This is a genomic window from Lysinibacillus sp. F12 (genome assembly GCF_057773605.1).
In genome coordinates, this window is sequence record NZ_JBYMLP010000001.1 from 112,829 (window position 1) to 126,174 (window position 13,346).

General features: G+C 37.7%; 17 protein-coding genes and 1 pseudogene. 9 read left to right on the forward strand and 9 right to left on the reverse strand.

All coding sequences use genetic code 11. From position 1 onward, the window contains the following. The first annotated feature begins 212 nt into the window (after positions 1–212). From AC3CH7_RS00625 to AC3CH7_RS00645, 5 genes and pseudogenes are all read left to right on the forward strand, one after another. Complete coding sequence (locus AC3CH7_RS00625) at positions 213–1,166, forward strand: bile acid:sodium symporter family protein (RefSeq protein ID WP_036166190.1); 954 nt, start codon at positions 213–215, stop codon at positions 1,164–1,166. A gap of 185 nt (positions 1,167–1,351) precedes the next feature. Further along, the gene (locus AC3CH7_RS00630; RefSeq protein WP_031419943.1) at positions 1,352–1,540 is read left to right on the forward strand and encodes a hypothetical protein; all 189 of its coding nucleotides are present in this window, start codon (positions 1,352–1,354) and stop codon (positions 1,538–1,540) included. Between the two features lie 203 nt (positions 1,541–1,743). After that, positions 1,744–2,615: pseudogene (locus AC3CH7_RS00635) on the forward strand (DMT family transporter). Between the two features lie 133 nt (positions 2,616–2,748). Next, complete coding sequence (locus AC3CH7_RS00640) at positions 2,749–2,946, forward strand: hypothetical protein (RefSeq protein WP_232900856.1); 198 nt, start codon at positions 2,749–2,751, stop codon at positions 2,944–2,946. A gap of 74 nt (positions 2,947–3,020) precedes the next feature. Then, positions 3,021–3,524, forward strand: a complete 504-nt coding sequence (locus AC3CH7_RS00645) for a DinB family protein (protein ID WP_488381503.1) — start codon at positions 3,021–3,023, stop codon at positions 3,522–3,524. Positions 3,525–3,579: 55 nt separating this feature from the next. Here the strand turns inward: AC3CH7_RS00645 and AC3CH7_RS00650 are convergent, their stop codons facing one another. Beyond that, positions 3,580–4,383 carry an SDR family NAD(P)-dependent oxidoreductase gene (locus tag AC3CH7_RS00650; protein ID WP_488381504.1) on the reverse strand — a complete coding sequence of 268 codons (804 nt, stop codon included), beginning with the start codon at positions 4,381–4,383 and terminating at the stop codon, positions 3,580–3,582. 163 nt (positions 4,384–4,546) lie between these two features. On the opposite strand from AC3CH7_RS00650, the gene AC3CH7_RS00655 reads away from it, so the two are divergent. After that, the gene (locus AC3CH7_RS00655) at positions 4,547–4,747 is read left to right on the forward strand and encodes a hypothetical protein (protein ID WP_031419938.1); all 201 of its coding nucleotides are present in this window, start codon (positions 4,547–4,549) and stop codon (positions 4,745–4,747) included. A 463-nt stretch (positions 4,748–5,210) separates the two neighbouring features. Here AC3CH7_RS00655 and AC3CH7_RS00660 read toward each other — a convergent pair whose 3' ends face one another. The 6 genes from AC3CH7_RS00660 to AC3CH7_RS00685 all read right to left on the reverse strand — a co-directional run bounded on the left by AC3CH7_RS00660 (position 5,211) and on the right by AC3CH7_RS00685 (position 9,014). Further along, on the reverse strand, positions 5,211–5,762 hold the full coding sequence (locus AC3CH7_RS00660; protein ID WP_488381505.1) for a DUF1697 domain-containing protein: 552 nt from the start codon (positions 5,760–5,762) through the stop codon (positions 5,211–5,213). 94 nt (positions 5,763–5,856) lie between these two features. Beyond that, positions 5,857–6,894 (reverse strand): threonine aldolase family protein, encoded by a 1,038-nt coding sequence (locus tag AC3CH7_RS00665; protein WP_488381506.1) that lies wholly within the window; start codon positions 6,892–6,894, stop codon positions 5,857–5,859. A 335-nt stretch (positions 6,895–7,229) separates the two neighbouring features. Beyond that, entirely contained in the window at positions 7,230–7,358 is a 129-nt protein-coding gene (locus tag AC3CH7_RS00670; protein WP_012294152.1) for a hypothetical protein, read from the reverse strand. Positions 7,359–7,687: 329 nt separating this feature from the next. Beyond that, positions 7,688–7,870, reverse strand: a complete 183-nt coding sequence (locus AC3CH7_RS00675; protein WP_230584388.1) for a hypothetical protein — start codon at positions 7,868–7,870, stop codon at positions 7,688–7,690. A gap of 72 nt (positions 7,871–7,942) precedes the next feature. Continuing rightward, positions 7,943–8,500 (reverse strand): integrase, encoded by a 558-nt coding sequence (locus AC3CH7_RS00680; protein ID WP_488381507.1) that lies wholly within the window; start codon positions 8,498–8,500, stop codon positions 7,943–7,945. Between the two features lie 190 nt (positions 8,501–8,690). Continuing rightward, complete coding sequence (locus AC3CH7_RS00685) at positions 8,691–9,014, reverse strand: KGG domain-containing protein (RefSeq protein ID WP_207974139.1); 324 nt, start codon at positions 9,012–9,014, stop codon at positions 8,691–8,693. Positions 9,015–9,239: 225 nt separating this feature from the next. Between AC3CH7_RS00685 and AC3CH7_RS00690 the strand changes: the two genes are divergently transcribed. From AC3CH7_RS00690 to AC3CH7_RS00700, 3 genes are all read left to right on the forward strand, one after another. Next, the gene (locus AC3CH7_RS00690; RefSeq protein ID WP_488381508.1) at positions 9,240–9,860 is read left to right on the forward strand and encodes a hypothetical protein; all 621 of its coding nucleotides are present in this window, start codon (positions 9,240–9,242) and stop codon (positions 9,858–9,860) included. 149 nt (positions 9,861–10,009) lie between these two features. Further along, on the forward strand, positions 10,010–10,717 hold the full coding sequence (locus AC3CH7_RS00695) for a DNA alkylation repair protein (RefSeq protein WP_036215807.1): 708 nt from the start codon (positions 10,010–10,012) through the stop codon (positions 10,715–10,717). Positions 10,718–11,186: 469 nt separating this feature from the next. Continuing rightward, entirely contained in the window at positions 11,187–11,789 is a 603-nt protein-coding gene (locus tag AC3CH7_RS00700) for a copper amine oxidase N-terminal domain-containing protein (protein WP_012294145.1), read from the forward strand. 42 nt (positions 11,790–11,831) lie between these two features. Here the strand turns inward: AC3CH7_RS00700 and AC3CH7_RS00705 are convergent, their stop codons facing one another. Together AC3CH7_RS00705 and AC3CH7_RS00710 are read right to left on the reverse strand one after the other, a co-directional pair. Further along, positions 11,832–12,116: a hypothetical protein gene (locus AC3CH7_RS00705; protein WP_012294144.1), complete on the reverse strand. Its 285-nt coding sequence runs from the start codon at positions 12,114–12,116 to the stop codon at positions 11,832–11,834. A 113-nt stretch (positions 12,117–12,229) separates the two neighbouring features. Further along, positions 12,230–13,009: an N-acetylmuramoyl-L-alanine amidase gene (locus AC3CH7_RS00710; protein WP_036161427.1), complete on the reverse strand. Its 780-nt coding sequence runs from the start codon at positions 13,007–13,009 to the stop codon at positions 12,230–12,232. Between the last annotated feature and the right edge of the window lie 337 nt (positions 13,010–13,346).

A 13,346-nucleotide genomic window follows, 5' to 3' on the forward strand; every position in this document is an offset into this window, starting at 1 on the left:
TGCACCTCTTTTTTTGACTAGAGGAAAAATAAATTCTTTTTCTTCTGCTTCACTTATTATACGTTGTCTTGGTGAAAATAGCGATAAATCACTGGTAAGCCTATTAGACCGGATGCTATCGAACCTTCTGCTTTTTTATTTGCCTATCCCCCTATTCTTCCTGTTATTATTATAATTAAGGTATAAAATCAGATGAAAAAGAAGGTCTTTTGATGTTAGAAAAATTAAATGTATTTCTCCAAAAATACATTGCCATCTTGACACCATTAAGTTTAATTTTAGGTGTATTAGTTGAAAGCTGGGGACAAAATTTATTATTCCTCGTGTCCTGGCTATTTGCATTCATGACATTCTCAGGAAGCTTACATATGAAATTTAAAGATGTAAAAATCTTTATGAAGCATCCAGGACTTATTATCTTCTCCATTATTTTTCTTCACCTATTCATGCCGTTATGGGCGTATTTCTTATCCACTGTGATCTTTGACGACCATTTATTAACGGTCGGCTTTGTTTTAGCGGTTGCACTTCCAACAGGGGTTACAAGTGTTATCTGGATCAATATTTGCAAAGGAAACTTACCATTAGGCTTATCCATAATTTTAATCGATACGCTACTTTCTCCATTCATTCTCCCTTTCATTCTCTTCTTTGTGTCGGGTGAAAAAATTGAATTAGACGTTCTATCGCTTGTATTTAACTTAGTTTTAATGATTGTCTTGCCGACGATTGTCGGTATATTGGTGAATGAATGGTCAAAGGGAGAAATACCCAAGAAAATTGGAAAGAAGCTTGCACCTTTTTCAAAGCTATGTTTATTTACTGTCATTTTAATTAATAGCAGTGCGATCGCTCCATACTTGAAGGATTTTAATCTACACCTATTGTTCGTGATATTATTAGTGTTTTTAATTGCTGTATCCGGCTATGTTTTCGCCTTTTACATAGGTCGCTATTTGCTAAAAGACTATTCACATATGGCTACCTTTGTTTATACTGGCGGTATGAGAAATATTGCCGTTGGGGTCATTGTTGCTACTACATACTTCCCGGGTAAAGTAGCAATGCCTGTCGTGTTTGGCATGTTATTTCAGCAAGTGCTTGCATCAATTTTTAGTAAACTGGTGATAAAAAGAACCACTTTGATGGATGAAGTTTCAAATTAGGTGGTGTTTTCATGAAAAAGGACATGATTACAGTTATTTCTGTTTATGGAGTAGGAGCTATTTTAGTTTTATTGGTGTCCCTCCTCTTTTATAGGTTTTTTTAGGCTGACTATTCCCTAAAAGAGCAAAAAAGAAGTGGCATGTATCAAGCTTCGTTCGTCAATCTAATTTTCAGGGGGGATGTGATGACTGTTAAGAGTAGGATTTTCATCTGTTTAGTTAGCGGCTTAGCATTATTTTTAGTAGGAGCCTATAAAATCTTTACCAATCACTTGGAAGCTATGTCCCAGCTTGTAGCTTATATGTTCTTCGTTTGTGGATTTATAGGCTTTGTTTTTAGTAGTGTATCGTTGTTTAGAACAGCTCGAAACTAGTATTGCTATTCAATCTGAATCGCCTTGCTGAAATCAATGACGTTTCCCTTGTACTTATAAAAATATATGAATAGGATGGTGTGATCTAAATGATGTATGCTCCATTGTTTGAACAGGACGTTCCAGCACTTCTTCTTCCTTAACGGTAGAAGCGCTTTTTCTCCGTTAAGGACATAGGTATCTATGAAAACGGAGGAAAAAACATGAGAATTAAAATTATCGGTGCCCTCTTTTTATCGCTTGCGGCGAGCATTTGGGCGCTATGTATGTAGTTGTTAAAGTAGTGGTGGAAGTCGTGCCACCGTTGGAGCTTGTTTGGATTCGTTATTTGATTGCCGTATTAGCGCTTGGTTTAATTGGCATTATGATGAAGCAATCTTGGAAAATCGCCAAAAAAGATAGGCTCCTTATTATTCTTGTCGGCCTCATTGGGAATACAATTTCGATAGTTACCCAAGAAATGGGCACTATGCTTTCCACTGCCCAAATGGGTGCGATTATTACGGCTACAACACCTGCTTTTATGGTGGTCTTTGCTCGTATCATATTGAAGGAAAACATAACGCCGAAAAAAGGATTGTCCATTATTCTTGCCACAATTGGCGTTGGTGCTATTGTAGGCCATGGCGGAATTAATTTAACCCAACAATTAGGTGGACTCTACTTATTGGTTGCTGCATTAACATGGGCATTAATGTCAGTACTAGTAAAAAAGGTTCCAAGTCATTACTCTCAAATTGTTGTAACAACCTACTCTTCTTTGATTGCCGTCATACTACTAACGCCTTTTGTCATTCCAAGGCTAAAAGATTTGAATTTATCCGTTGTTTTACAGCCTACAATTTCAGGCGGCTTGTTATACTTAGGTATTGTTTCAACTGCTGGAGGTTTTTTATTGTGGAATAAAGGGCTTCAACTAATGAATGCTTCTAGTGGGGGCTTATTTTTCTTCCTTCAGCCCGTTGTAGGCACAATTTTAGGCTGGCTTCTTTTAGGTGAAGCGATTGGTCTTTCGTTTTGGTTGGGCTCCCTATTTATTTTTAGTGGAGTATTTATGGTCATTCGCGAAGAGTAACAGTATGTGCGTTTCTATCTTGTATAGAGGCGCGCTTTTTTCTTAAACCAGCTACTGGCGGATATCACGTATTTTGTTGTCATGTTCATACAGCTCGGCTCATATATTGCAACAGCCTAAAGGAGATGATGATTTGATTACCTTATTAGATTCCTTAAAGGAGCTATCCTTTATACTCATACTTATTTCTACTATGGTGTATCGTCGACATCTTAAATTAACGAGATGGAAAAGAAAACTAACGATGGGTGAATGGATAATGTATATCGTTACGTCCACTGCCCTTCCTGTTTATGCCATACTTTATATGGTTTTTCTTTTGGGAACTTAATTTGTGGAAAATAATCCCATTCACTATTAATAAATATATAATTGAATGGAAGATTTCATTTTAGGAGGTTTTTTATGTTTCAAACAGTAGAGCATTTTTTACAATCCTGGACATTTGAGGCCACTGCTACGCAAAAACTATTACAACAGCTTACTGATGAATCGCTTCATCAAGCCATTACTGCTGAACATTGGACTTTAGGACGTATAGCTTGGCATACGGTCACAGCCATTCGAATTATTTCTGCGAATACCCATCTAACATTCGAGGCACCAGCAGAGGATTTTCCTGTTCCTACTTCAGCACAATTGATTGCAGATAGCTATTACCAAGCGAGTAATGCCTTTATGGAAGCTTTAAAAACACAATGGACAGACAAGACCATGAATGAAACAATTGAATTTATTGGTCAAACCATCCCTAACGGCTCCCTCTTATTATTTTTATTGCAACATCAAAGTCATCATCGTGGACAAATGACTGTACTAATGCGTCAAGCAGGCTTAGCTGTTCCAGGCATTTATGGTCCAGCCAAAGAGGAATGGGCACAGTTCGGGTTGCAAGCTCCCAACATGTAAATCAAACAATTAAATCGAGGTTGCCTATTAAGGGACAACCTCTTTTATGGAGAACTTAGTTAAGAGTAGCTAACCCGTTATTCGTGTCTGCAATGGTTGGGTTTGCTAAATAATGCCCACCTTCAATTTGCAATGTTTGACCTGTCATAAATTTCGATTCGTCAGAGGCTAAAAATACCACTGCATGACCAATATCATCTGCTTCACCATGATACGGTAGAGCATTAAATTTAGAATAGATTGCTAGCATTTCTTCTGGCATATTATTTTTCGCTGCTGGTGTTAAAATGAGACCTGGTGCGACCGCATTACAGCGAATTTTATCTTTACCATATTGAGTGGCAATGTTCTTCGTCAGATTGACCACGCCTGCTTTTGTAGCCCCATAAGCTGTACGGATTTGATCACTAGCGAATGCGGCCATGGAAGCTGTGTTAATAATAGAACCCCCTCCTGCCTTTTGCATATGTGGAATCGCAAAACGGCTACCGAGTAAAATGGATTTTAAGTTCACATTGACTAAACGATCCCATTCATCTAAGTCTAGATTGACAACATCTAAATCCTTCTGCAAGTTCGTTAGACCCACATTATTAAATAGTACTGTGAATGTGCCGTATTGTTCCACCGTGAAGTTCACCGCTGCCTCTATAGAAGAGGCATCTCCTGCATCAAGGAAAATAGCTGAAGCTTCGTATCCTTCTTTCACTAAAGAACTGGCCGCTTCTTTAGCACCCTCTACATTGAAATCGGCAATAACAACTTTTGCGCCTTCCTGTGCTAATAAGGTCGCTGCTGATAAACCAATCCCTGATGCGCCACCTGTTACTAATGCTACTTTATTTTGTACACGATTCATTTACAATTCCTCCTTATAACTAAAAAGAGCAACCAACTCTTTCTTCCTGAAAGATAGTTTAACATTAAACTATTTATTTTTAAACTAAAAAGACTAGCTAATCGATTACCTACGCTCTCTTTTTATGTTAAAATTTACATATATTACATAAAGAGGTGTTCATATGGCAAGCAATAAATTGAATTGTAAAGCATGTGGAAACGATGCCTTTGCTTCAGGACAAATTGGCAGTTTCACCAGTGAAGGAAATATACGGCCGATGGGCTCCATTATGGCTACTGGATCTCCCCTCATCTTAACGTTTTGTACAAAATGTGGGGAAGCTTCATCCATCAAAGTGGCTAAGCCGGAGAAATTTAAATAAGGCGCATGGGTATTGTCAAGACAAACGTCGATGTACTGGCTTGAGCTATCGTTTTCTTTTTCAGCTCATCCGTTGACAGTGCGTGTTTTTTCAAGTCACCAACTACTAGAAAGTGCAATGTTCAAGGGTTAATTTAGTGTGACCATACACCTAATTCCTACCCTTCTATACAAGAACTAAATAATTATGCTATAATACATTGGAAATCCTCAGAGGGTCAACCAATTCTTGGCTGTAGCGAATAATCTCGCTACAGCCCTTTTTATTATCTATTTAAAAAAACGAAAGCATCCTTAGTTGCTCCCGTTTTTATGCTTCCCCTATTATTTTTCTTCCCCATTGATACAGTTTTTTCGCCCAATTCCACATCAAAATAAAGAGATAGATGATGAGCATTTTTGATGAATCGTTTTTACAATGAAATAACTAATAGGTTAAATGAGTAAACTTAATGGAGCTCGCGTCATGAATCAAACATGGTTGTAAGCTTCATGATTGTTTTCCAATTACGAACCGTTGCGGGCACCTCGAGCTTGGGCAATTGTTGACTAAGCTTAGCGTTGCGAATGCTATTGTAAAATAAAAGATAAACCTCTCTGCCGATGATGACACAACGCTCTTGCTCATTCACATATGATAAATATTTATTACTATTTTCTTCCGTAGGGGCAGCAGGTAATAAGGCGACATGAAGGCATTCCCCTATTGCCGTGGCACTAGCGTCAGCCATGTCTTGCTGAGAAAATGGGCAATTGTTGACGATATGCTGAAGTTCCTCAGCGGTTCTAATGATGACTGTACTTGTAATATCAAAGTTTATTTGGATTGTTTCATGAATTATCTTCTGCAAAACTTCCTCTGATTCGGTGGATTCAAAAAGAATATTCCCGCTTTGTATATAGGTACGAATATTTTGCAATCCAAGTGGTATAAGAGCTTCCCTTAAGTCAGCCATTTTTATTTTATTATGTCCACCTACATTAATGCCTCTCAGTAATGCTACGTAGTTAATCATACACCCCCACCTTTCTTCCTAATTGCATTATAGCAATATTTAGGGAATAATAGGAAAAAAACTGCACTCGGGAAGTCCAAGTGCAGTTGAATAATTATGCTAGTCGCTCGATGTCCTTTATTAAACGCTCCACATTTTCTTTTTTTGTCGCCCAGCTTGTGCAAAAACGAACAACCGTATGGGTATCATCGAAGGTTTCCCAAACAGAGAAGGAGTATTTTTCGCCTAATTTCTTAAGTAAATCGTTCGGCAAAATGGGGAATTGCTGATTGGTTTTTGAATTATAGCGTAAGGTGAATCCTTTTTGGATAAACGCCTGCTGAATGAGCATTGCCATCTCTACCGCATGATGGGCAATATCCAAATAAAGATGATTCTCCAATAATGTTTCAAATTGAAGACCTAGTAATCTGCCTTTTGCGAGTAGCCCACCTCTTTGTTTGATCATATAGCGAAAATCTCGTTGGTAAGCTGGATTCACAATTACGACCGCTTCGCCAAATAAGGCGCCCATTTTTGTTCCACCTATATAAAATACATCGCAAAGCTGAGCAATATCTTTTAACGATAAATCATTACCGTCTGCTACTAAACCATAGCCTAAACGAGCACCGTCTAGAAACAATGGCAATCCACAATCCCGGCAAACTTTACTTATTGCACTTAGCTCTGCTTTACTATATGTTGTTCCATTTTCTGTTGGATGAGATATGTACACTAAGCCTGGCTGTACCATATGTTCATGTGTGCTGTCTTGCCAGTGGGCGTCATAGCATGCCTTTACCTGTGCGGCCGTTATTTTACCATCATCGCTAGGCAAAGTGAGCACTTTATGACCGGTCGCTTCAATTGCCCCTGTCTCATGGACAGCAATATGGCCTGTAGTTGCCGCAATGACTCCTTGATGAGGACGTAGGATGGAGGCGATGACAGTTGTATTCGTTTGCGTGCCACCAACTAAAAAGTGAACGTCTGCCTGCTCAGCCGCTATCTCTTTTTTGACATAGGCTTTAGCTCTTTCCGAATGCTCGTCCATCCCATAACCTGGAGATTGCTCCTCATTGGTTTCCACTAATTTTTGCAAAATTTGTGGATGGGCACCTTCTGCATAATCATTTCCAAATCGTATCATATCTTTTCCCTCCAATTTCTCTCTGTATCTATAGCTTATTTTACAACCTTAGGATGGTAATAATCTATGGTTAGTTGGTGGTCTAAAGGACTTATTCGCTATTACAAGGAACGCTTCGGGCTGAGATACTAATTATAGGAATGATTATCATTTTAAAAATCATTCTCTCCCCCCTTTAAAGGAGGCTTTATTTCATTGTTATAAATCTAGTATGTCATCTGTAAATCATACTTTTAGCCATAATTTCTATTTACGATGAAAAAACTACAATCTTTCTATAAATTTGCCTAATGATAAATAATAATCATTAGGCTTTCTTACTAAATTAGATTTCCTCATTGCTCAATCTCCTGAAGGACCACATGACGAATCACTAGTTGTTGAGCTATCAGCACAATGATGGTTCTCGTGAGTAGTAGTATGCAAATGATGACCATTCCAATCGTTTGTTGAATGTAAATCATGTATCTCCTCATTGGATTGATTAGATTTTTGGCTAAAGCTACTAAGGATACTGACGACTATGATGATGCCAATAAACATAATAAAAAATTCCACTATTTCCATCCCTCCTCTTTCATTATGTATGATTATAGCATGCAAAAAATGGAATCTGTTCTCTTTATACCCATAGTTTTTATATAAATCTGGTAATTGATAGGAATGGATGTTAATTTGGTATCTGTTTATGCATTGTATGTACGGATTCAAACCATCTTCTCTGCTTTAGTCTACTCATAGGTGAAATTACGGACAAAATAATACCACAATCGTATGGATTGTGGTGTGTGAATTATGATTGAGATTTACATGATGATGATTCATTCGCACGATTCGTATCGTTTGAATTTTTCTTTTGTTCTTTTGTTAAAGAATTATCTTCACGCACATCTAAATCATCTGGACTTAAATCTGTCGCTAATTCCGCCAACTCTGACTGACGTTTATATTGCTTGCCCTTTGTCAAAATGATCACCTCCAAGTAGTATTACATTGCCCTAATTGGTTCGATCTCATTCTTGGAAAGGTATGAAATAATCATTTCTAGCTATGCTAATTGAGGTACAAGCTGGTTCAAAAGATGGTGATATGCTTGTAAATCTTGGTCATATAATTTTTTATAGGTCGCTAGGCTATAATGCTTTATATAATCAAAATCCTCATCACTTACTAAGTGATGTTTATGATTGAGAGCCCAAGCATTTTCCCATGCAGTTTGCTCAAATTGAATATTCATATGATGTTCTTCCAGCAACATAGATAACAGATGCTCATGAAGATAAATTTCCTGTAAGCTATGTTGTTTTTTCATTGTAAAAATTTCAATGGTACGCGGAAGCGATGATTGTAATGCTTCACGATCCACCGCATGACCCAGCTCATGTAAGGTCATTGTTTTTACATACACTTCAAGTGAAGGTGGATGTGGCAGCTCATTCTTTGCCTCGATTAATCGCTCGGCATCAAAGCCTACATAATGCCCAATAAAGTTATAGCTCATATTAATTCCTGAATGGTCCTGCTTTATAGTCATCCGCATGCCAACAGCCTGCACAACGGAGTTGATGATATCATATAGTTCTTTTTCATTTTGTTGTTTTGTCATGATCCGTCCTCATTTCCTCTGCAAACAATCTCATGTAACTATAATGGAAACGGATTAAATATATACTACAATTCATATAAATTCAACAAATAAATCCTGTAGATCTTGAGGAAATGCTCCACAAAAAAGGCGCTTGTAGTAAAAACTACAAACGCCCCGTGTGTGAAGGGTCTTATCTTATTTAAAGGGATTAGTTATTATTGTTAGTTCTTCGATTTTGGTTAGTGTTATTACTACGCTGTTTGCTGCGAGCCTCGCCGCCTTTGCGACCTATTTCTTCGTAAAATTCCTCGCCGTGGTTGTCAGCTGTAGCTTCTCCACCTTTTTGGCCAATCTCTTGATAAAATTCATGTCCATGATTTTTAGACGTAGCCTCGCCGCCTTTACGTCCTATTTCTTCATAAAAATCACGATCATGATTTCTGGAGGTAGCTTCTCCGCCTTTACGTCCCGCTTCTTCGACAGTCATGTTTTCATTGTTGTTTCTGTTGCGATTGTTTTGCTTGTTAGCCATTTTCTATTCCTCCTAATTTTTTTTGAGCTATTGACTAGCTCGCTATTTATATTCCCAGCTACATCCTATCTAAACATCCTTTTTTCAAAAAATTGATTTTTCTATAGTAGTAGAACCTTGCCATTCCAGCTCTCTTCAGTCTTCGAGCAATCATATAAATTTACTCGTACCAATATAATACTAATCTATAACATTGTAATTTTATGAAGGAAGGGTGATGTGAAAATGACAATTTTGACAAAGCCATCAATTGGCTTAACACAATTTACGGACTTCACGATGAAGGGAAGTGCCGCCAAGACGAAATTTGTGAAAGATATTAAATATCAGGGCGATTATCATCCAATTAAGGATTATTGGAAAGCAATACGCGAAGGGTTAAAAAAATACCATGAACATCATTTTAATGACTCCTACCTTCTCGATCTTGTAGACAATGCCCTCCCTGCTCGTCAGAAAAATTATCAAGAAGCTATAAAAGCCTATTTAAAATTTTTTAAAAACAAAAATGTGCAATGGTTTGAACCCGGTAAATCTAATTGGGTTTGTGATGACTTAATCGTCCGTTCAAATCCAGAGCTTGGTTTAATCGTTGATGACATCCCCTACCTTATAAAACTATATTTCAAAGGAAAAAATGAACGCATTGATAAACATAAATGTCGATCTGCCCTTACCCTCCTAAAGGATTCTCACTACTCCGTTGAACATCCTGCTTCTGTTAAACATGCCATTTTAAATGTTCAAAAAGGTCGCTTAATTACAGAGGATGAATCGACCGAATATCACCAACTAGCCCTTGAAGCGGATGCTGCACAATTTATGTTTATTTGGAATAGGCTTTAATCGTGAACAACTATATTTGAATAGCGTATTTTTTATTCGAATAAGATGGAAGCATTTCTAGACGAAACTAGTTCAATCATGACAAAAGGGCATGCCCTATAGGATAATAGTAAAGAGCGTTGAAATCAGATAATAAAGGAAGTGCTTCTATGAATGCAGAAATGGTGATGCAGGAGCTGAAGGAGCTAGGCAAAGAACGGACGAAAAAAATGTATATGTCGAATGGGGCACATGAGCCGGTTTTTGGTGTGGCAACAGGAGCCATGAAGCCGATTGCCAAGAAAATTAAAATCGATCAGGCATTGGCAGAAGAGCTTTATGCGACTGGCAACTATGATGCTATGTATTTTGCAGGTGTCATTGCAGATCCAAAAACGATGACGGCGGCTGATTTTGATCGATGGATGGATTCGGCTTACTTTTATATGCTGGCTGATTATGTAGTGGCAGTCACTTTAGCGGAATCACCTATTGCACAAGAGGTGGCGGATGCATGGATGGCGAGTGGTGAGGAACTGAAAATGTCAGCAGGCTGGAGCTGCTATTGCTGGCTTTTAGGAAATCGTAAAGATAACGAATTTTCTGAAAGCAAATTAGCAAGCATGCTAGAGGTTGTGAAAAAAACAATTCATACTGCGCCTGAACGAACAAAATCTGCGATGAATAATTTTCTTTACACAGTGGCGATTTCCTATGTACCCCTCCACGAAAAAGCTGTGGCAATAGCACAGGCAGTTGGTCCTGTGGAAATGAAGCGTGACAATAAAAAAAGCACGACACTGAATGCCTATGAAACTATTCAAAAGGAACTTGATCGAGGAAGGCTTGGTTTTAAACGTAAATATGTAAGATGTTAATGAATCAATCTAACAAGCATTGATCCCATTCGGATGAATGCTTTTTTTGTTATCGCATAAAAAATATTGGTTTTCATTATTTTTTTAATTTCCTATATTTTATTTTAGAATTCATGCGTTTATGTAACGACAACAAAGAACAACCGAACAAGCATTGTACTATAGTCATCATTTTCTTTATCCTAACAGGGTACTGTCTATGATACTTCTTTATAGGCAAGAAGATATGACCGGTAGTATTATGAGGGCAATGAGTCTTATGTTTGCATCAAGTACCATAGCAACTTTTGCAGCTGTCCTCATCGCCTCTTGCAAAAACCGAAAAGAATTAACCGTTTTCTGTTAGTGCCTTCCATTTTGGATATGTAATAGCTTCCCTATATTTCACTACTATTTTACTATAAAAACATACCAAATTTTACTTTTTGATAGTATAATAATTACATATTTTGATAATAGGAGGATATATATGAAAAAATTAGTCTTATTTTTAGCGATGATTACCCTATTCTTCACCACTACCACGATTGCTGATGCACATCCAGGGCGTCTCGATAGCAATGGTGGTCATAATTGTTCAGACAAGTCAAAGGCAAAAGGTCTTTGTACAGGCTATCATTATCATAATGGGAATAGCGACAGTGGTTCCTCCTCAGGTGGTCAAAGCAGCTATACACAGCCCACAACAGCAATTCAGGCTCCAGCATTGACAAAAGTAGCCGTTTATTTGAATAATGTAAAACAAAGTTATACGCCAAGCGCCTACATGAAAAATGGCACAACATTGGTACCGATGAAACCAATTTTTGAAGCTCTTGGAGCAACTGTTTCTTATGATAATGCCACTAAAAAAGTAACTGCGACGAAGGTCGGGAAGAAAATTGTTATCGGGGTTGGCAACAAAACAGCTTATGTTGATGCAAATGGAACGACATCTACAATTAGCCTTAGCCACCCTGCCGAAGTTTATCAAGGAACGACAATGGTGCCTTTACGCTTTGTTAGTCAAGCCCTTGGCGCAGAGGTAACATTTGATGAAGCCAAATTAACCGTCTATATTACAACAAAATAATGGACAAACAAAAAGCAGCTTCCTTGGAAGGATGCTGCTTTTTTAGTGTTGTTCTAACTCGAACTGATATTTTTTATTAATTTTATTAGCTATTTTCTCTAAAAATGCAGCAACTGTCATATTTTCAACTTCATTTGTATACCATGCCAATTTGGCGCCATAATTTTTTTTATTATAATTTACTTCTAATGGCCAGAAATTTTTAGTCTTATAGGTATAATCAAATTTTATATATAGTTGTTTTCCCTCTGGACACTCCATGACCACGTTATATAACGGATTTTTTCTTTCCTGCTCAAATTTTACTTTTCTTATTTTCGTTAACATCCTAACCCCCGCCTCTCTTCTTTTTATTTCGACAAAAGTTCTAAAGATCTTTAAAAAAAAAAGATAAAGCACGCTGTTTCAACGAACTTTATCCTTTCTTTATTATAGCATAGTTATTTATTATCGACAAATTTATCGTAATAACGTTTGAGCATAGTAGCCATTTGCTCACGTGTGAGAACCCCTGCCGGATTCATATTTTTACTGCCATCGCCTCGGATAATGCCTTCTCTAATAGCCCATTCCCACGCTTCTTTATGAGATGCGGCTACTTCTCGATCGTATAGTAAACTAGCTTTTGTAGCTAATACGCTTTTTAAAGCTTCTATTTCCTGCTTCAACTCATTATATTGTGACATTGTTAACCCCTCCTCCAGGCCATTTTTTAAATCTTGCTGGAACTGTGCTTCGCTAATACCCATACTTATTAAATAGGCAAACGGATCTTTGTGTGTGGTGCCGCCCAAATTATCAGCTATCCAACGATGGGATTTGATGCCGTTGCCAGTACCATCTAAAATAGTGGGAATCCCTGCCTCTATAGCCATTTTGCGCAATAACCAAATATATGCTGCGTAATCTTTTTTAAATTGTTCCTTATCAGAAGTCCGCGCTAGCTCTACTTGGGCATAGCTATATGGATTCCCTTTAGGGCCACAACCATATTGAACGCGATTAACTGGTGCTATTTGCACAATGCGTCCGCCACCCCCTACCCAGTGAGAAACGAAGGCATTGGCTTTATTTTTATTCATATAGGCAATTTCATTTTCTAATGCATTTGGACCAGTGTTAGTGCTATTACCCGATTCATGTGCTACCACGTACTTAATGGCGGTGAGCGGTTGATTAGGTAATCCTGACATCATCTGCAATTCAATCACATAACTCATTATGCACCATCCTTTCCTATCATTTCTTTGCGAATGACCACCATGCTATTCATCAATAGTTCTGACGATTATAGGGGTGAATGGACAACTAGTTTTATTGCGACAGGCTAGCTATTTGCCATGGTTGACTGATGGGCTGAATGGATGACTGCTCTATTTCACCTTTTTTGCTGCTACACATATAAAGTGAATGAAGGATGAGAGTGACATTCACTTATTCTAATAAATGCAAGCTACACCATTTTTTCTAGTTAGTTGTGCTCATGACTATTATTTAAAATGATGAATAAATGATCATTTCACTTCAACAGGTGCATTGACAAAGAACGGCTCCATA